The sequence below is a fragment of the Pseudomonas sp. BF-B-26 genome, assembly GCF_019956495.1.
In the GTDB taxonomy this organism is placed as follows: Bacteria; Pseudomonadota; Gammaproteobacteria; order Pseudomonadales; family Pseudomonadaceae; genus Aquipseudomonas.
The window spans coordinates 1-18366 of record NZ_JAHBDP010000093.1; the positions used below are offsets into that span (position 1 = coordinate 1).

Annotated in this window: 19 protein-coding genes; 4 read left to right on the forward strand and 15 right to left on the reverse strand. The window is 58.7% G+C overall.

All coding sequences use genetic code 11. The annotated features are described in order from the left end of the window. Nucleotides 1-52: 52 nt before the first annotated feature. Nucleotides 53-1618: an AmpG family muropeptide MFS transporter gene (locus KGB03_RS21380; RefSeq protein WP_223528808.1), complete on the reverse strand. Its 1566-nt coding sequence runs from the start codon at nt 1616-1618 to the stop codon at nt 53-55. Nucleotides 1619-1662: 44 nt separating this feature from the next. Next, complete coding sequence (locus KGB03_RS21385; RefSeq protein ID WP_192406467.1) at nt 1663-2016, reverse strand: MGMT family protein; 354 nt, start codon at nt 2014-2016, stop codon at nt 1663-1665. 165 nt (nt 2017-2181) lie between these two features. Here KGB03_RS21385 and KGB03_RS21390 point away from each other — a divergent pair, with 165 nt between their 5' ends. Next, entirely contained in the window at nt 2182-3189 is a 1008-nt protein-coding gene (locus tag KGB03_RS21390; protein WP_223528811.1) for a DUF481 domain-containing protein, read from the forward strand. Between the two features lie 109 nt (nt 3190-3298). Here the strand turns inward: KGB03_RS21390 and KGB03_RS21395 are convergent, their stop codons facing one another. Next, nucleotides 3299-3508 (reverse strand): cold-shock protein, encoded by a 210-nt coding sequence (locus KGB03_RS21395; RefSeq protein ID WP_002554837.1) that lies wholly within the window; start codon nt 3506-3508, stop codon nt 3299-3301. A gap of 354 nt (nt 3509-3862) precedes the next feature. On the opposite strand from KGB03_RS21395, the gene dcd reads away from it, so the two are divergent. Both dcd and KGB03_RS21405 read left to right on the forward strand, forming a co-directional pair. After that, entirely contained in the window at nt 3863-4429 is a 567-nt protein-coding gene (gene dcd / locus KGB03_RS21400; RefSeq protein WP_007904652.1) for a dCTP deaminase, read from the forward strand. 105 nt (nt 4430-4534) lie between these two features. Further along, on the forward strand, nt 4535-4744 hold the full coding sequence (locus KGB03_RS21405; protein ID WP_008153934.1) for a hypothetical protein: 210 nt from the start codon (nt 4535-4537) through the stop codon (nt 4742-4744). Nucleotides 4745-4855: 111 nt separating this feature from the next. On the opposite strand, the gene KGB03_RS21410 is transcribed toward KGB03_RS21405, so the two are convergent. From KGB03_RS21410 to KGB03_RS21450, 9 genes are all read right to left on the reverse strand, one after another. Continuing rightward, a complete protein-coding gene (locus KGB03_RS21410) occupies nt 4856-5620 on the reverse strand; it encodes an ABC transporter ATP-binding protein (RefSeq protein ID WP_111450968.1) in 765 nt (254 codons plus the stop codon). Nucleotides 5621-5633: 13 nt separating this feature from the next. Next, nucleotides 5634-6752, reverse strand: a complete 1119-nt coding sequence (locus KGB03_RS21415) for a succinylglutamate desuccinylase/aspartoacylase family protein (protein ID WP_223528814.1) — start codon at nt 6750-6752, stop codon at nt 5634-5636. A gap of 24 nt (nt 6753-6776) precedes the next feature. Beyond that, entirely contained in the window at nt 6777-7487 is a 711-nt protein-coding gene (locus tag KGB03_RS21420; RefSeq protein ID WP_140892483.1) for an ABC transporter permease, read from the reverse strand. Continuing rightward, the gene (locus KGB03_RS21425) at nt 7484-8212 is read right to left on the reverse strand and encodes an ABC transporter permease (RefSeq protein WP_111450966.1); all 729 of its coding nucleotides are present in this window, start codon (nt 8210-8212) and stop codon (nt 7484-7486) included. Before KGB03_RS21425 ends, KGB03_RS21420 begins: the two co-directional genes overlap by 4 nt. Nucleotides 8213-8268: 56 nt before the next feature. Continuing rightward, entirely contained in the window at nt 8269-9051 is a 783-nt protein-coding gene (locus KGB03_RS21430; RefSeq protein WP_218536320.1) for a transporter substrate-binding domain-containing protein, read from the reverse strand. Between the two features lie 324 nt (nt 9052-9375). Further along, entirely contained in the window at nt 9376-11064 is a 1689-nt protein-coding gene (locus KGB03_RS21435) for an ATP-dependent DNA ligase (RefSeq protein ID WP_223528817.1), read from the reverse strand. Next, nucleotides 11061-12095: a ligase-associated DNA damage response exonuclease gene (locus tag KGB03_RS21440; protein ID WP_223528820.1), complete on the reverse strand. Its 1035-nt coding sequence runs from the start codon at nt 12093-12095 to the stop codon at nt 11061-11063. Before KGB03_RS21440 ends, KGB03_RS21435 begins: the two co-directional genes overlap by 4 nt. A gap of 197 nt (nt 12096-12292) precedes the next feature. After that, entirely contained in the window at nt 12293-14743 is a 2451-nt protein-coding gene (locus KGB03_RS21445; RefSeq protein ID WP_223528823.1) for a penicillin acylase family protein, read from the reverse strand. Between the two features lie 283 nt (nt 14744-15026). After that, a complete protein-coding gene (locus KGB03_RS21450) occupies nt 15027-15671 on the reverse strand; it encodes a glutathione S-transferase N-terminal domain-containing protein (RefSeq protein WP_218536324.1) in 645 nt (214 codons plus the stop codon). A gap of 146 nt (nt 15672-15817) precedes the next feature. On the opposite strand from KGB03_RS21450, the gene KGB03_RS21455 reads away from it, so the two are divergent. Then, the gene (locus tag KGB03_RS21455) at nt 15818-16375 is read left to right on the forward strand and encodes a cysteine hydrolase family protein (RefSeq protein WP_218536526.1); all 558 of its coding nucleotides are present in this window, start codon (nt 15818-15820) and stop codon (nt 16373-16375) included. 111 nt (nt 16376-16486) lie between these two features. Here KGB03_RS21455 and KGB03_RS21460 read toward each other — a convergent pair whose 3' ends face one another. The 3 genes from KGB03_RS21460 to KGB03_RS21470 all read right to left on the reverse strand — a co-directional run bounded on the left by KGB03_RS21460 (nt 16487) and on the right by KGB03_RS21470 (nt 18270). Further along, on the reverse strand, nt 16487-17083 hold the full coding sequence (locus KGB03_RS21460) for a superoxide dismutase (protein ID WP_008156084.1): 597 nt from the start codon (nt 17081-17083) through the stop codon (nt 16487-16489). A gap of 177 nt (nt 17084-17260) precedes the next feature. Next, nucleotides 17261-17863, reverse strand: coding sequence for a LysE/ArgO family amino acid transporter (locus KGB03_RS21465; RefSeq protein WP_218536325.1), 603 nt, complete (start codon nt 17861-17863; stop codon nt 17261-17263). Nucleotides 17864-17868: 5 nt separating this feature from the next. Beyond that, the gene (locus KGB03_RS21470; protein WP_008156081.1) at nt 17869-18270 is read right to left on the reverse strand and encodes an ACT domain-containing protein; all 402 of its coding nucleotides are present in this window, start codon (nt 18268-18270) and stop codon (nt 17869-17871) included. Between the last annotated feature and the right edge of the window lie 96 nt (nt 18271-18366).

The following is an 18366-nucleotide window of genomic DNA, read 5'->3' on the forward strand; positions in this document are numbered from 1 at the left end:
GCGCAGAGGGCGGGAATCCCCCCGCCCTCTGCGCTGCTTCCTGCTGAAGAACCTACGATTCTTCCGCGACCTGGGTCGGAACCGGTTCGGGTGTCGACGTTGGCGTCGGGCCTTCGCGGCGGCTTTCCTGGAACCAGTGCAGCGCGATCAACAGCAGCGTCGGAACGCCCAGCAGGGCAGTGATCAGGAAGAAATTGTGATAACCGAATTTCTCCACCATGACCCCGGAGTAGCCGCCGATCAGGCGTGGCAGCAAAAGCATGATCGAGCTGAGCAGGGCGTACTGGGTCGCCGAGAACTTCAAGTTGGTCAGGCTCGACAGGTAGGCGACAAACGCCGAGGTCGCCAGGCCCGAACTGAAGTTATCCAGGGAAATAGTGAGGATCAGCATGTTCAGGTTGGCGCCCATGTCGGCGAGCATCAGGAACAGCAGGTTGGTGCCGGCTGATGCAATGCCGCCGATGAGCAGAATCGGCAAGATGCCGAAGCGCACAATCAGCAGGCCACCCATGCCGGCGCCGACCAGGGTCATGATCAGGCCAAAGATCTTGCTGACGCTGGCAATCTGATCCTTGGTGAAGCCCTGGTCGATGTAGAACACGTTAGCCATCACGCCCATGACCGTGTCGGACATCCGATAGGTGGCGATCAGCCCAAGCAGCAGGAACGCTTGCCAACGGTAGCGCAGAATAAAGTCGTTGATCGGCGTCAGCACCGGCGCCAGGCCGCGGCGGCCAATGGCCGACAGGCATATAGCGGTGAGGGTGGTGTAGAGGATCGCCCGCAGGAACGCGCGGTCTTCGAGCAGCAGGTCGAGCACGCTCACGCCTTCGAACAGTACGCTGGCGAAATCGGTGTTGTACAACTGAGTGAACATGGCCGGCACGGAAACCAGCAGCACGATCAGCACAAACACCGATGCCAGTTGATGCACAAAGCTGTAGCGCCCGGCCTGAAGCTGCGTGCGTAGCGGCACTGGCGGTTCCCGCATGAAAAAGGAGGTCAGCAGCGCTGGAACCATCAAGGCGCCGAACAGGATGTAGGTGCCGGCCCATGCCGAATGCTTATAGTTGAAACCGGTGGAGCCGAAGCCTTCAGCGAAGAACAGGGCGCCGGCGGTGGCCAGCAGCGCGGCGATCCGATAACCAGACATGTAACTGGCGGCGAGCGCGGCCTGGCGGGTGTCGTCGGCGATTTCCAGGCGATAGGCGTCGACCGCGATGTCTTGCGTCGCCGAGGCGAAAGCAACGACCACGGCAATGGCGATCAGCCAGGACAAATGCTTTTGCGGGTCGCAGAAACCCATCCCGATCAGGCCGAGAATGACCAGTGCCTGGGAGAGCACCAGCCAGGAACGTCGGCGACCGAGCTTGCCGAGCAATGGCAGGCGCCATTGGTCGAGCAGCGGTGACCAGACCCATTTAAAGGCGTAGGCCAGGCCTATCAGGCTTGCATAGCCAATGGTTTCGCGCGCTACGCCAGCTTCGCGCAGCCAGACCGAAAGTGTCGAAAACACCAGCATGTAGGGCAGGCCGGCGGCGAAACCAAGCAGCAGCAGTACAAGCGTCGAGGGGCTGGCATAGGCGGCGAGCGCGGCGCGCCAGGTTTTACGGGGCATGGGCTGGAGTCTGCCTCAAGAAATACGGAAACAAAGCGCGCACTCTAACCGCTGTGCTCTACCGGGCGCCAGCCATGGCGCTGAATATCAACACGATTGTTCAGGATACTGATGCCCTCCATGCGCAAACGCGCGCGTTGTTCATCCCCCGAAGGGCTGCCTGCAGGCAGGCTGATACGCCCGCCGGCGCCGAGCACGCGGTGCCAGGGTAATTTGCTGTCGCCCGGCAGTTGGCTCAGTGTCCGCCCGACGAAGCGGGCGGCGCGACCCAGTCCCGCCAACTCGGCGAGCTGACCGTAACTCACGACTTTGCCCTCTGGGACCTGCGCCAGAGTCAGGTACAGCGCCGTGCGTCGGATTTGCGCCGGACTATCGGTTTCAGTGCTGGAGTCGGTCACGTCGGCAGTTCCTGAAAAAAAGTTCGCATTACCGTCTGTAGAGTAAATCCTGGATCAGCTATTGAGAAATGAACTCATTAGAAATAGTCGGGTCAGTCCTTGCTAGGGTCTTATTCGTATGGGTAATGCCGACTTTTTTTCGCAAACTTGAGCCTGTATTTGCTTATGTTGTCCAGAACCCTGCTGTGCCTTGCTGTCGTCAGTGCCTCCACGCCCTTGCTCGCCGATACCGTCTGGTTGAAGAACGGTGACAAGCTGAGCGGCAAGATCACCGTTTTCGATGGCGGCAAGCTGTTGATCCAGACCGAATACGCCGGTGCCGTCCCGATCGACTGGAAGCAGGTCAAAACCCTGGAAAGCGATCAGCAGTTGCTGGTCAAGCAGGACGCCTACACCGGTGAAAAGGCCAAGGCGCTGCATGCGGCAGAAGACGGCAAGGTCACCCTGGCCAACGGCGACGCTCCCAAGACTGTGGAGCTGGCCAGCATTCAGCAGATTCTCAAGCCAAAGCCTGTCATCGAGGATTTGGTGTGGAAGGGTAATGTCGATGCAGCGCTGGATTATCAGCGGGCCGAAAAAGACACCGACGATTACGATATCGACTTCAAGACCACTGCGCGTCATGGCAGATGGCGACACACCGCAGAAGGCGAGTACAACCGCGAATTTCAGGATGATGTGGTCACTACCGACAACTGGCGGGGCGAATACTCGCTCGACCGCTTCCTGACCGAGAAGTGGTTCTGGCAGGGCCGCGCAGTCTATAAGCGCGACAAGGTCGAAGAGCTCTCTCGTCAGCGCACCGTCGGTACCGGCCCCGGTTACCAATTCTGGGACGACGAGCTGGGCGCGTTCTCGCTGGGGTCGCTGGTCAACCGCACGGACTATGAGTTCGCTGACGGCAGCAAGGAAAACTTCTATTCCGTGGCAATGAAGTGGGATTACAACCGCTACCTGATCGGCAAGAAGGTGGAATTCTTCACCAATGGCGAAGTGGGCAAGCCGTTGTCGGGCGTAGCGGATTACGCGCTCGATGCTGAAATGGGCTTGCGCTACAAAGTGACCGAATGGGCATCGCTTAACCTGAAGGCCGAACGAGACATCATCAGCGGCACCGATGATGCTGATCTGGACAAGACTCGGTACACCGCCGGGTTTGGTGTGGCCTGGTAAGACGCAAAAAATCGCAGCCATGGGCTGCGATTTTTTTTGCCTGCAAAACAGACAGGCACAAAAAAGCCCCGCTTTTGAGGGCGGGGCTTTTTACTAAAGCAAGTACAAGTTAGATAACTTGAACTTCTTCAGCTTGCATGCCTTTCTGACCGCGGGTAGCGATGAAAGAAACCTGTTGGCCTTCTTTCAGGCTTTTGAAGCCGTCGGATTGGATAGCTTTGAAGTGAACGAACAGGTCGTCACCGGATTGTGGAGTGATGAAGCCGAAGCCTTTTTCATCGTTGAACCACTTAACGGTACCAGTTTGGCGATTAGACATGGTGTAACTCCTTGAACAAAGATAACTGCGACTCAGGAAGAACCCTGGCCGAGACTGAGTGCAAAGAGCAGGAAAAATTCTTGTAGATGGTTGGATCGAAATTCAACATATCGTGTAGAGATTCTCAGTGACACAAGCAGCACAGTGGCGCCACCTTAACCCTTTTTCAGGAACGTGCCAATGCTTGCGGTGAAGGTTTCTCTGTTTTCATGACTGACGGTCCGCTGGTTTTCCCCCAAGGGCCGGAAATTACGGGGGATCGCCAAGATTTGTGACCCGGACTTTGAACCCGAAGCGCGCGCCCGGTAAGATGCCGGACAGATTTTTTCCACCTCGCTATTCAGGACACCCGCCATGAGCATCAAATCGGACAAGTGGATTCGCCGCATGGCGCAAGAGCACGGCATGATCGAGCCCTTCGTAGAGCGCCAGGTGCGCGGCAGCGACGATAGCCGTGTGATCTCCTACGGCGTGTCGAGCTATGGCTACGATGTGCGTTGCACAAATCATTTCAAGGTGTTCACCAACATCAATTCGGCAATCGTCGACCCGAAAAACTTCGATGCCGGCAGCTTCGTCGATATCCACAGCGACGTGTGCATCATTCCACCGAACTCCTTCGCCCTGGCCAGCACCGTCGAATATTTCCGCATTCCGCGTAATGTATTGACCATTTGCTTGGGTAAAAGCACCTATGCGCGCTGCGGTATTATCGTCAACGTCACGCCGCTTGAGCCTGAGTGGGAGGGTCATGTGACCCTGGAGTTCTCCAACACCACCAATCTGCCGGCGAAAATCTACGCGAACGAAGGCGTGGCACAGATGCTGTTCCTTGAATCCGACGAAGAGTGCGAAGTGTCCTACAAGGACCGTGGCGGCAAATATCAGGGCCAGCGCGGCGTCACCCTGCCACGCACCTGATCCGTTCGTCCGGGAAGTCGTGGGAATTCTTGAGCGGGTAGACACTCTATTGGGTGTACTGCCCGGTTCGCGCAACGCGGACGGGCCATCGCTCAGGAGTGCCCTATGAAGATCGATCCGCGAATAAGTGCCGAACTGGCAAGGCTTGAGCCCAATCAGGTTGGCGTTTTGGCCTGGTCCTTGTTGGCACATCCACCTATCAACATGGCAGGGGGCATCCCCGGTCAGCCTGATCCCGATACCCCCAACGAACAACCCACCGAGCCCGGTGAGCCTACCTTGCCGGATGAGCCGCCTCCCGCGCCTGTAGCCTGATACCAAAACGCACGTAGGAGCAAAGCTTGCTCACGATGAATGCGACGCGGTCCATTAACGACCGAGTTCTCGTTCATCGCGAGCAAGCTTTGCTCCTACAGGGTTTTAGGGTTACTTGAGGTTGCCGCTCAGGAACTGCTTCAACCGCTCACTCTTCGGATTGCCCAACACGTCCTCCGGTGCACCTTCTTCCTCCACCAATCCCTGGTGCAGGAACAACACCTGATTCGAGACCTTACGGGCGAAGCTCATTTCGTGGGTCACCATGATCATGGTTCGGCCTTCCTCGGCCAGACCCTGGATCACCCTGAGCACCTCACCCACCAGTTCGGGATCGAGGGCCGAGGTGGGTTCGTCGAACAGCATCACTTCTGGCTCCATGGCGAGTGCCCGGGCAATCGCCACGCGTTGCTGTTGACCGCCGGAAAGAAACGCCGGGTATTGATCCGCTACGCGCGAGGCCAGGCCGACCTTGTCGAGATAGCGTCGGGCACGGTCTTCGGCTTCCTGCTTGCTGCACCCCAGCACCCGACGCGGGGCCATGGTGATGTTTTCCAGCACCGTCATGTGGCTCCACAGGTTGAAGTGTTGGAACACCATGGCCAGGCGGGTGCGGATCCGTTGCAGTTCATTGGCATCGGCCACGTGCATGCCGTGGCGATCCTTGATCATGCGGATATTCTTGCCGTCCAGGCTCATGGCGCCGTCGTTGGGCTGTTCGAGAAAGTTGATGCAACGCAGGAAGGTACTTTTGCCCGAGCCGCTGGCGCCGATCAGGCTGATGACGTCGCCGGTGTTGGCCTTGAGCGAAACGCCTTTGAGTACTTCATGTTCGCCATAGCTTTTATGCAGGCCTTCAATGGTCAGTTTGTACATGGGGCATGCATCCTCAAGGCGAAAGTAGGTAGCCGCTGCGATAGGCTTCGGTGCCCGCAATGTGGGCGATCACCATGCCGGCAGTGGCCATGCGCCGTAGCGAGCGGGCGTACATCAACCCGGCGACGGTGCAATGAACGGGGGTGACGCGGTCAAGGATCGGGTCGATGATTTCAGCAATCAGTTGCCCGGCTTCGAGGTATTCCCCTGGTAGCGCGGTAAACACCAGCAGCCCGCCGACCGGTGTCGTTACCGGTTCAACACCGGCCAGCGGCGTAGCCGGATAGGGCAGTTCAGGCAGCGACGCCGGTTCGCCGGCAATGGCGCCGAAGTGAGTCAGGTAATTGATCAGCGCCTGGCAATCAAGGCTGGCCAGCGGGTGATTGACGTCACCCTGGCCGCGCAATTCGACGGTGACCGAAAAACTGCCCAGCGGAATATCAAAGTGTTCGCCGAAGCGTTCCTTCAACTGCCACCAGAGCAGGGTGAAGCATTCATCGAACGACTGACCGCCGGAGTCGGTCGCCAGTAGGCTGGCTTCGGCGCCGATGTACCGCGCCAATGGCTCGACCTGCGGCCAGGCCTCGGGCGTGGTGTAAAGGTGGGTGACCGCTTCGAAATCGCAATGCAGGTCCAGCACCATGTCGGCATCGCAGGCCAGCCGTTGCAGAGCCAGGCGCTGGGATTGCAGTTGCGTGCTGGCCGTCTGTTGGGCGAGGGCATTGCGCAGGCTGCTGCGAATCAGTTCGAGGTTGTGCTGCGGATCGTCGCCGAGCAGGCCTTCGATCTCGTTGCCAACGGCTTCGCTCAAGTCGACGAACCAGCGATTGAAGTTCTGCCCGCTTTCGAGGTCGTAACGGCCCAGCGGCACATCCATCAGCACTTGTTCGAGGCCGGCCGGATTGGCCACCGGCACCAGCACGATTTCGCTGCGCAAACGGCCGGCGGCTTCGAGTTCCGCCAGACGCTGCTTGAGGTGCCAGGCAACCAGCATGCCGGGCATTTCGTCGGCATGCAGGGATGACTGGATGTAAATCTTGCCTTTGGCCGATGAGGGGCCGAAGTGAAAGCTGTGAATCTGTCGCGCGGTCCCCGGCAGCGGGGCCAGCAGCTCATGAATCTGGTGGCGCATGTCTCTTTATCCCTAAAGCGGGTCCTAGTGGGTCGGCCCGAGGAAGGCCAGCCATCGGCGTTCGGCGAGGCGGAACAGGCCGACCAGCGCAAAGGTAACGGTCAGGTAGATCAGCGCGGCGATGCCGAACGACTGGAAGGTCAGGAAGGTCGCCGAGTTGGCGTCCCGCGCGACTTTCAAGATGTCCGGGATGGTCGCGGTGAAGGCCACGGTGGTTGAGTGCAGCATCAAAATCACTTCGTTGCTGTAATAAGGCAACGAACGACGAAGGGCCGAAGGCATGATCACGTAGGCATAAAGCTTCCAGCCTGTCAGACCGTAAGCCTTGGCCGCTTCGACTTCACCATGCGCCATGCTGCGAATCGCCCCGGCGAAAATCTCCGTGGTGTAGGCGCAGGTGTTCAGGGCGAAGGCCAGGATCGTGCAGTTCATCGCATCGCGAAAGAACGCATCCAGCACCGGTTGGGCGCGCACGGCGGCCAGGCTGTAGATGCCGGTGTAGCAAATCAGCAGCTGGATATACAACGGCGTACCGCGGAACAGGTAGGTGTAGAACTGCACCGGCCAGCGGACGTAGAAGTGTGGTGAAACCCGGGCGATGGACAGCGGAATCGACACCAGGAAGCCGATGAAGATCGACGCGCTGAGCAGCCACAGGGTCATGGCCAGGCCGGTGATGTTGTTGCCGTCGCTATAAAGGAAGGGTTTCCAGTATTCCTGCAGGAGTTCGATCATCGTACGGCCTCCCGGGAACCGGCGGCGTAACGACGTTCGAGCCAGCGCAGCACGAAGTTGGAGGCGCTGGTGATCAGCAGGTAAATCAGCGCTGCAAGCACCAGGAAGTAGAACAGTTGATAAGTGCTTTTGCCGGCATCCTGCGCAGCCTTGACCAGGTCGGCGAGGCCGATGATCGAGACCAGTGCGGTGGCCTTGAGCATCACCATCCAGTTGTTACCGATACCCGGCAGGGCAAAACGCATCATCTGCGGGAACACTACGATCCAGAAACGCTGGCCGCGCTTGAGGCCATACGCGGTTGCCGCTTCGACCTGGCCCCGTGGGACCGCGAGAATCGCGCCACGAAAGGTTTCGGTGAAGTACGCGCCATAAATAAAGCCCAGGGTGATGACCCCGGCGCTGAACGGGTTGATCTCGATGTATTCCCATTCCATGAAGTCGGTAAACGACGTCAGCCAGGTTTGCAGGCTGTAGAAGATCAACAGCATCAGCACCAGGTCCGGCACACCGCGAATCAGCGTGGTGTAGACCTGCGCCGGTACGCGCACCAGTTTGACTTTTGACAGTTTTGCACTGGCGCCGAGCAGGCCGAGCAACACGGCTACCAGCAGCGACAGCGCCGATAATTTGATGGTCATCCAGGTGCCTTCCATCAGCAACGGACCGAAGCCCTTGAGGCTGAAGGCGGAGAGCCCCAGGTTTTGTAAGAGGTTTTCGAACATAAATCAGCAACCTGATCGGATAAAAAAAGCGCCCATCGCGAGATGGGCGCCGGGCATTATTTGCCGCTGTACAGATTCAGATCGCCAAAGTGTTTCTTCTGAATGGTGGCGTAGGTGCCGTCGTCGTGTAACGCTTTGATACCTTTATCAAGAAGTGCCTTGAGGTCTTTGTTACCTTTCGAGATACCGACAGCTGTTTTGGCTGGCAGCAATTCGTTGTCGACCGGCTTGCTGACTTCGTAATTGGCACCTTGTGGCGACTTCAAAAAGCCCAGTTCGGCCTGCAGCATGTCCTGGATGCCGGCGTCGAGACGACCGGAAGTCAGGTCGGAATACACCTGATCCTGGTTGGCGTAGGCCTGGGTTTTCACGCCCGCCTTGTCCAGAATGGCTTTGGCATAGGCTTCCTGGATGGTGCCTTGTTCGTAGCCGACGGTTTTGCCCTTGAGCGAAGCGACGTCTGCGGTTATGCCAGAACCTTTCTTGGACACGTAAGCGGTTGGGCCGGAGAACAGCTCGCTGGAGAAATCGATGACTTTTTCGCGGGCCGGGGTGACGGTCATCGAAGAGATCACGCCGTCGAATTTATTGGCTTTCAGGCCCGGAATCATGCCGTCGAAATCGCTTTCGACCCATTTGCACTTGACCTTCAGCTCGGCGCAGATCGCGTTGCCCAGATCGATGTCGAAGCCTACCAGGCTACCGTCAGCCGCTTTTGACTCAAACGGCGCGTAGGAAGGATCAACGCCAAAACGCAATTCCTTGTATTCCTTGGCCAGCGCGGAACCGGCTGCCATGCACAACGCCAGTGCAGAAAGGGTCAGCAATGCTTTTTTCATTATTCAATCCCTAAAAACCAATATGAGCGCTTGTGGCGCAGAATTATTGTTACTGGAAAGCGTAAGACCCTATGAAAGTAGCAATTTCCGAACCAGAGTCCCGAACAAGTGTTTTAAAAGGTGATTCAAGAAATGGCAAGGAGGGATTTGTGCACGAAAACGGGCGCCTGGAAACAGCTGCACCAACTTGGTTCGGAATGGCACAAATCCATGTGGGAGCGGGCTTGCTCGCGAAGAGGGAGTGTCAGTCGATATGAATGTGCCTGACATACCGCTTTCGTCGGAACGCCGCCCGGAGCCAGCCCGCTCCCACAGGGGATCGGTTTAGCCGAGCAGATCCTGAAGCGTCGCCAGATTGTCAGCTTCCTCAACCGACTTATCCTGCCGCCAGCGCAGCATCCTCGGAAACCGCACTGCAATCCCGCTCTTGTGGCGCCTGGACAGGGCGATGCCCTCAAATCCCAGTTCAAACACCAGGCTCGGCGTCACGCTGCTCACCGGCCCGAATTTCTCTACGGTGGTCTTGCGCACGATGATGTCGACCTGGCGCATTTCTTCGTCGGTCAGCCCTGAATAGGCTTTGGCGAACGGCACCAGTGCGCGTTTGCTCGCGTCAGGCGGTCCGTCCCATACGGCGAAGGTGTAATCGCTGTAGAGACTGGCGCGGCGACCATGGCCGCGTTGCGCATAAATCAGCACCGCATCGACGCTGAACGGGTCGACTTTCCATTTCCACCAGACGCCCATGTCCTTGGTCCGTCCGACGCCATAGAGCGCATCCCGGGCCTTAAGCATCATGCCTTCGACACCGAGCTTGCGGGAGGCTTGCCGTTGTCGGGCGAGGTCGAACCAGTCTTCGCCAGTGAGTACCGGTGAGGCGAGTAACACCGGGTTGTTGCCGCTGGCGACGACATGCTCCAGTTGAGTGCGACGCTCGGACTGAGGCTGGTTGCGCCAGTCTTCACCCTGCCATTCCAGCAGGTCGTAGGCGAGGATCACCACCGGCACTTCTTCGAGGATTTTTTTGTCCAGGGTTTTACGACCGATCCGCTGTTGCAGCAGCGCGAATGGCTTTACTGCAGGTGCAGCCGGGGAATGAGGGTTGAAGGCGTCCTCGGTGGTGGGTTGTCCGGTTTTCCAGGCGACGATTTCACCGTCGATCACCGTACCGTCGGGCAAGCAGTGAACCAGGCTATCGAGTTCGGGGAAGCGCTCGGTGACCAGTTCTTCACCTCGCGACCAGATCCACAGTCGCCCGTCGCGTTTGACCACCTGGGCGCGAATGCCATCCCACTTCCATTCCACTTGCCAATGGCTGGCCGGGCCGAGCAGGGCTTCGAATTGTTCAACGGGTTGAGATAACGCGTGAGCGAGGAAAAACGGGTAGGGCTGACCGCCCCGTTGGGCATGTTCGTCAGCCGATTCGGCGGCGATCAACTTCAAATAACCGCACGCGTTCGGGCGGTTGGACAGGTCGGTGTAACCCACCAGACGCTGGGCGACGCGTTTGCTGTCGAGCCCGGCCATGGCCGCCAGGGCGCGGGTCACCAGTAACTTGGAGACGCCAACACGGAAGCTGCCGGTGATCAATTTGATGCAGAGCATCAGGCTCTGGCGGTCCAGTTGCGACCACAAGGCCGGCAGTCGCTCGGCGAGGACTTGCGGGGTTTCACCGCGCAGCGGCAGCAGTTTGCGTTCAATCCAGACCGCTAATCCTTCGTTGGAACTGTGAAGCGCTTCGGGCAGCACCAGCGAAATGGTTTCCGCCAAATCGCCGACCGCCTGATAACTCTCTTCGAACAGCCACGGCGCGAGGCCGGAGATCTCAACCGCCAACTCTCGCAGGATGCGCACGGGCACCAGTTGCCGAGGTCGCCCGCCGGACAAAAAATAAACAGCCCATGCGGCATCTTCCGGCGCTGCCTCGGCGAAGTAGCGTTGCATCGCCACCAGTTTGGCGTTGCTCGACGTCGTGGCATCGAGTTCGGCATACAAATCGGCGAACGCCTTCATGGCAGCACCTCGGCGCTCTCGGGTTCGACGGCTGCGTTTTCTTGCTCATCGTCGCCGTACTCGGTGCTGAAACTCATGGCATCGAGACCCTGTTCGCGCAGATGGCGCACCAGTACCCCGACCGAGCCGTGGGTCACTATCACCCGCTCAGCACCGGTCTGTTCGATGGCCCAGAGCAAGCCCGGCCAGTCGGCGTGGTCAGACAGTACAAAGCCACGATCCACGCCACGTCGCCGCCGTGTGCCACGCAAACGCATCCAGCCGCTGGCGAAACCATCGCTGTAGTCGCCGAAGCGCCGCATCCAGGTGCTGCCGCCAGCCGAAGGCGGGGCGAGGACCAGCGCCTTGCGCATCATGGGGTCGCTTTTTTGTACTTCGCCGGCATAGATCGTGGGCGGTAAATAAATGCCACCTTCGCGATAAACCTGATTGAGCGGCTCCACCGCGCCATGCACCAGAATGGGGCCGAGGCTGGCGTCAATGCCGTGGAGAATTCGCTGCGCCTTGCCGAAGGCGTAACAGAACAACACGCTGGTTTTGTCGGTGGCGGCGTTGGCTTGCCACCACTGATTGATCTCGGCAAAGACATGCGCCTGGGGTTGCCAGCGATAAATCGGCAGGCCGAAGGTCGATTCAGTGATGAAGGTATCGCAGCGCACGGGTTCGAACGGCGCACAGGTGCCGTCGGGTTCGATTTTGTAGTCGCCCGAGGCGACCCAGACTTCGCCGCGATATTCCAGGCGCACCTGTGCTGAGCCGAGGACATGCCCGGCGGGGTGAAAACTCAGGGTGACGCCATTGTGGGTCAGGGGTTGACCGTAGGGCAGGGTTTGCAGGTTGATGTCTTGACCCAGTCGCGCACGCAAAATCCCTTCGCCGGGAGCGGCCGCCAGATAATGCCGGTTGCCGATGCGGGCATGGTCGCCGTGAGCGTGGGTGATGACTGAACGTTCGACCGGCCGCCACGGGTCGATATAGAAATCCCCGGCCGGGCAGTACAAACCTTCAGGACGCGCGATAACAAGATCCATGTTGTTACCAAAATCGAGGTACTTGTTAGCTATGAGGTTTGCGCGAGACGAGAAGTTCTATTTATTTTTCATCGGCAATTGATATACCCATGTGGGAGCGGGCTTGCTCGCGAAGGCGGTGTGTCAGTCAATATTATCGTCAACTGACACACCACCTTCGCGAGCAAGCCCGCTCCCACATTGGGCCGATGGTGACCTTACTTGCCAGGGGTTAGAGTCAACCGCTTGCTGCCATACACCTTGTCAAAGTTCTGCGGCTGCATCGGCAAACTCATGTATTGCCCCTTCAGCCACGGATCAATGCTGTCGAGGTAGTTCGGGCTCGCCGGATTACCGGATTGCCCCGTACCGTTTTGCCCCATCAGCGGTTCCGCCTGGCCGAAGTCGACGATAAAGCGCATGGCTGGCGCCAGGGTGGTGTTGAAATCCTGCCCCCAGGCGAATGCTGCGGTATTCAGCGTGGTGTGGTCGCCACCGGCTGCCAGTGGACCGCGCACCGTCTGGCCGCTGGCGTTTTTCCACTCGTAGCGGTGCAGTTTGCCCCATTGCCAGGCTTTGCGATCGCCGCCCAACTGGTTGTCGCCCGCGCTGATCGCTGCCGCCAGACTGCGGGCGAGGATCGCCGGTTTATCTTCTTTCTGCGGCGTGCGAGCGTCATCCCAGAACGGACTGTCCTCACGCCCCAACAGGTGATCAGCCTGGGCCGCATAGGACAACTTGCCGTTGGCGATAAAGGCTTTCCACGCCGGGCTGCTTTGCGGGCCCAGTTCGTCGAGGAAGATTTGCTGGGTGCTTTGCTGCAGGAACAACTCGTAAATAGCGGCATCGGCGGAGGTCGGGCTGAGTTTGCCGTCGAAGGCCATCAGGCGGGTATACGCCTCGCGAGCCTTGCCACGATCCGCCTCAGGCAACGCTTCAATGGCCTGCTTGAGTGGCTTGGCCATGCCCGGTGCTTCGAACATCTTCTTCAGCTTGGCAGCGAAAGTGGTGGTCTGGTCGTATTGCATGGCGATCAGGCTGCGCGTGTCGTGTTTGCCCACGCCTGCCAGTTCGGCCAGGCGTTCGCCACGCTCCGGTGCCGACCAGGAATTGGACAACTGCATGCCGTAGCCATGCGGAATGACTCGCTGGTTGGCGGTGCCGAGCCAGCCTTGGGCTGGATCCTGGTCATAGGGGTGGAGCATCGGGTCGGCGTAACCATCCCAATCGTAACGACCTTCCCAGCCCGGCGACGGCAGCAGGCCTTCGCCTTCGCGACGGTTCGGGAAGCGACCGGTGACTTGCCAGCCGATGTTGCTGGCGTCGGCAAATACCAGGTTCAGCGCGATCGCGCGGATTTCGCGGCTGGCGTCCGAGGCTTTCTCGACGGTCTGGGCGCGGGACAGGTCGAAAAACGCGTCCAGGCTCTTGTCATCGGTGAAGTTCGGCGTCTGCAAGGCCAGGCCGAAACCATTAGCCAGCGTCGTGCCTTGGGCACTGTTGAGCAGCGGGCCATGACGGGTTTCGTACACCACTTCGCGAATCGGCCGCTGGCCTTTGACGAAGTAAGTTTCGTTGCGCACGATCGCCGGCTGCCATTTGCCACCCACCTCGTAGGAAAGACCATTGCCCTGGCGTTTGATTTTTTCCAGGAACAGATCCTGGTTGTCGCCCATGACTGCGGTCATGCTCCAGGCCACTTTGCCGTTGAAACCGCCGAGCACCATCGGCAAACCGGCAATCGTCACACCAGAAGCCTGGTACTTCGGCGTGCGAATCTGCACGTAGCTGAACAACGATGGCACGCCCATTGGGCCATGGTTGTCGCTGGCCAGCAGGCTTTTGCCGCTGCGGCTGCGTTGCGGGCCGATCGCCCAGTTGTTCGACGAGGTGGCGCCCAGCAGATTCAGATCGGAGAGTTGGCTCGTGGCTTTGCTGATCTCGGCCAGGCCCGGGACTTGCCCGTTGAGCTTGATGCCCTGAAGTTTTTCAGCTTCGGCCAGCGGCAGTTTTTCATCGGGAGCGGACGGGGTCAGCCACGGGAGTTTGTCGGTGCTGACGGTCTGGGCCAGCATCAGCGAGGCAATCTCTTCCGGCAGGTTGGCCGACTGGCTGAAGTTCAGCAGGCAGAAAATCAGCGCCGAGTCTTCCGGCTTCCAGTATTCAGGCTTGTAGCCGGTGGCTGCGAGGTCCGCCGGCAGTTTGTCGCGATAGCGGAACAGGTAGGCGTTGACGCCGCGGGCATAGACTTCGAAGAAGCGTTTGAGGCGCGGCGAAGATGCCTTGTACAGCTCGTCGGCGCTTTTCTTCAGATTGACGGCGCGCATATATCGGTCAGCGTCGAGCAGGTCCGAACCGGACATCTCTGACAAACGGCCCTGAGCCAACAGGCGCAGGGTGACCATTTGCGTGATGCGGTCGGTGGCGTGGACGTAACCCAGGGTGAACAGCGCGTCGTGGAAGGTGTTGCTTTCGATCAACGGCATGCCCATGGCATTGCGGCGTACCGAAACGTTCTGCGCCAGGCCCTTGAGCGGCTGCACGCCGGTGGTCGGCGGGAGGGTGTCCTGGGTGTTCCAGGTCTGACAACCGGTCAGGCTCAAAACACCGGCCACTGCTGCGGCAACGCCGAACCGGGGAAGAAAATGTGTAAGGGCTGGCGAGGCCATGGCAAAGCTCCTGCGGGGGGGTAGCGTCATTAAAGGCGCTACGTTAGTGAGCAGGAGGTGCCCGCGCAAGCGGGGGTATAGGGTTATTTCAAGATTTGTCCGATAAATACAATTTCTTGGGCAATGCATCCCTGTGGCGAGGGGACTTGTCCCCGTTCGGCTGCGTAGCAGTCGTCAACTTTCAATGTGGTTTGTCTGAAAGAATGCCGGGGGCGCTTCGCGACCCAACGGGGACAAGTCCCCTCGCCACATTGAAAGCATCACAAGGAAAGTGCGTCGTTTTTCAGGATTTAGGCGGATTGACCTTGGCCACCAGCGCATACGCCTTCACCGTCGCCGGACGGCTCTGGATGTGGTTGTACCAGCGCAGCACGTTGGGGAAGTCTTCCAGGTTCTGACTCTGCCACTTGTGGGAAACGATCCACGGGTAGATCGCCATGTCGGCAATGCTGTATTCGCTGCCGGCGACGAAGTCTTTATCGGCCAACTGCTTGTCGAGTACCCCGTAGAGGCGGGCGGTTTCGTCGATGTAGCGCTTGATTGCGTAGGGGATTTTCTCCGGCGCGAATTGGCTGAAGTGATGATTCTGCCCGGCCATCGGCCCCAGGCCGCCCATCTGCCAGAACAACCATTGCAGCGCTTGTTGGCGACCGCGCAGGTCTTTGGGCAAAAACTTGCCGGTTTTCTCTGCCAGGTACAACAAAATCGCCCCGGACTCGAACAGTGCCAACGGCTCACCGCCATCGGCCGGTTCGGGATCGACGATGGCCGGAATTTTGTTGTTCGGGGAGATTTTCAGGAAATCGGGTTTGAACTGGTCGTTCTGGCTGATGTTGATCGGGTGCACGTTGTAGGGCAGGCCGGCTTCTTCCAGGAATATCGAGATTTTGTGGCCGTTGGGGGTGGTCCAGTAATACAGGTCGATCATGGAGTACTCCAAATCAAAAGATGTCGTTACTTGCGGACAGCAAACGCCGGCATCAGGTCGTCCTGTTTGCGTTCGATAGCTTGCCTGTAGGAACAGGTGATGCTGAAGTGCGGGAAATTCAATGACCCCGCATGAGAAAAACCGGCATGGAGCTCAAAACAAACGCGGCGCTGATCATCATCGATCAACAAAAAGGCATCCTGCATCCCAAACTCGGTCGCCGAAATAATCTTCAGGCCGAGCAGCGAATCCTCGATTTGCTAGGGCATTGGCGTCGAACCGGGCGACCGGTGATTCATGTGCAGCACTTGTCCCGGTCGCCGGAATCGGTGTTCTGGCCGGCGCAGTCGGGGGTGGAATTTCAGGAACGGTTTCAGCCACAGACCGATGAGCAGCTTGTTCAAAAGCAGGTGCCGGATGCGTTTTGTGCGACGGGGCTTGAGAAAAGTTTGCGAACGGCGGGGATCGATCAGTTGGTCATTGTCGGCGTAGCGACCAACAACTCAGTGGAATCCACGGCGCGAACGGCCGGGAATCTGGGGTTTGAAACGTGGGTCGTGGAGGATGCGTGTTTTACCTTCGACAAGGCTGACTACTTTGGTAAAGCCCGTACAGCCGAGGAAGTGCATGCGATGTCGCTAGGGAATTTGCATGGCGAGTATGCGACGGTCGTGAGCACAACACAGATTTTGCAGCCTGGCTGAAATCCCTGTGTGGGAGCCTGCTCGCGAAGGCAGTCCAACTGCCGGCCCAAGACTTTTCCTCGCCCATAAAAAACCCGGCAAAAGCCGGGTTTTTTTTGACTGGCGTCGATCTTAAGCGGTGAAGGTTTTGCCTTCGAACTGCTCAGCCACGAATTTCCAGTTGACCAGGTTCCAGAACGCTTCGACGTATTTTGGACGAAGGTTGCGGTAGTCGATGTAGTAAGCGTGTTCCCAGACGTCGCAGGTCAGCAGCGGGGTGTCGCCGTTGGTCAGCGGGTTGCCGGCGCCGATGGTGCTGGCCAGGGCCAGGGAACCGTCAGCCTTTTTCACCAGCCAGCCCCAACCGGAACCGAAGGTGCCGATGGAAGTCTTGCTGAATTCTTCCTTGAACTTGTCGAACGAACCGAAGGCTGCGTTGATAGCTTCAGCCAGTGCGCCGGTTGGTTGACCGCCGGCGTTTGGCGCCAGGCAGTTCCAGTAGAAAGTGTGGTTCCAGACCTGAGCGGCGTTGTTGAAGATGCCGCCCGAGGAAGATTTGACGATTTCTTCCAGAGTCTTGCCTTCGAACTCGGTGCCTGGCACCAGGTTGTTCAGGTTCACGACATAGGTGTTGTGGTGCTTGTCGTGGTGGTATTCCAGAGTTTCCTTGGAAATGTGCGGCTGCAGGGCATCGTGTGCGTAAGGCAGCGGCGGCAATTCGAAAGCCATGATGATTCTCCTAATCAGGTCAGTTGCGGTGAGCGCAAGGCCGATCACGGGCGGCCAGACAAGCGCCGGGGAGTTTGTACTCTTTGCGGCGCATCGGACCGGATCATAGCACCGGGGGTGCGGCATAACCACGCAACAACTGTGTGGGATAGAGGTTCCAGAGCCTTTTGGAATAAATCAGGCGCTGGTGATTAGTTGGGCCGCCACTGTGAACATCATTACTGCCACGAGCAGGTCGAGAATTCTCCAGGTACTCGGTCGGGCCAACCACGGCGCCAACCACGCCGCGCCGAGCGCCAGGGTGAAAAACCACAGCAACGACGCGCTGGCCGCGCCCACGACATAAGCGCCGGGCTCGGTTTGTTGGGCACCGAGAGAGCCAATCAGCAACACGGTATCCAGATAAACGTGCGGGTTCAGCAGCGTTACGGCCAAAGCACTGAGCATCACCGCGCGCAGCGAGCGCACGGTCTGGTTTTCACCTTGTTGCAGGCTCTGTTTCGAGCAGGCCCGGCGCAGTGCCTGGCTGCCATACCAAATCAGAAATACGGCGCCACCCCAACGGGCAACCGCTAAAAGCGTCGGGTTCTGCGCCAGCACCGTCGCCAGGCCGAATACGCCGGCAGCGACCAATAATGCATCGCAGGTGACGCAGAGCGCCGCCACCGGCAGGTGATGTTCACGTCTCAGGCTCTGAGCCAACACGAATGCATTTTGAGTACCGATCGCCATGATCAGCCCCGCGGCCACGAGCAGGCCGTTCACATAGCTTTGCCACATATTTTTTACTCCGCGTTGGCCGCCAGATCCCGCAACACGTGCAGGGCGCGTTCAGCATCGGCCTGGCCGACGAATAAATGGTCGTGGTAATAGCCAGCGATCACGTTGCAACTGATGCCGGCCTGGCCTAATGCCGTGGCAAACGCGGCGGTCAGGCCGACGGCTTCGAGGGCCGAATGCACGTTCAAGGTGATCCAGGCCGCGACGTAATCGAAACTGAAACCGGCCTTCTCGGCGTGGGAACGTTCCAGAATTACCGTCAGACCTTCCTGTTCGCGGAAACTGCCGACGATCTCCAGGCCTGCCGGCAATTTGCCGTCGCGCAGGGTGCAGAACACGTATTCGCCGGCATTGAGTTGCGGGCTCATGCTGCGCAGCAGGGTTGCCAATGAAGTTTCGCCAGCCATGTCGATGATCCTTGTTCAAGAGTTCTTGCTGGCCATTCTCCGGTGTCAGGCTGTATAAGAAAAACCAATCATGCTGATCGCTCATTAGGAAAACTG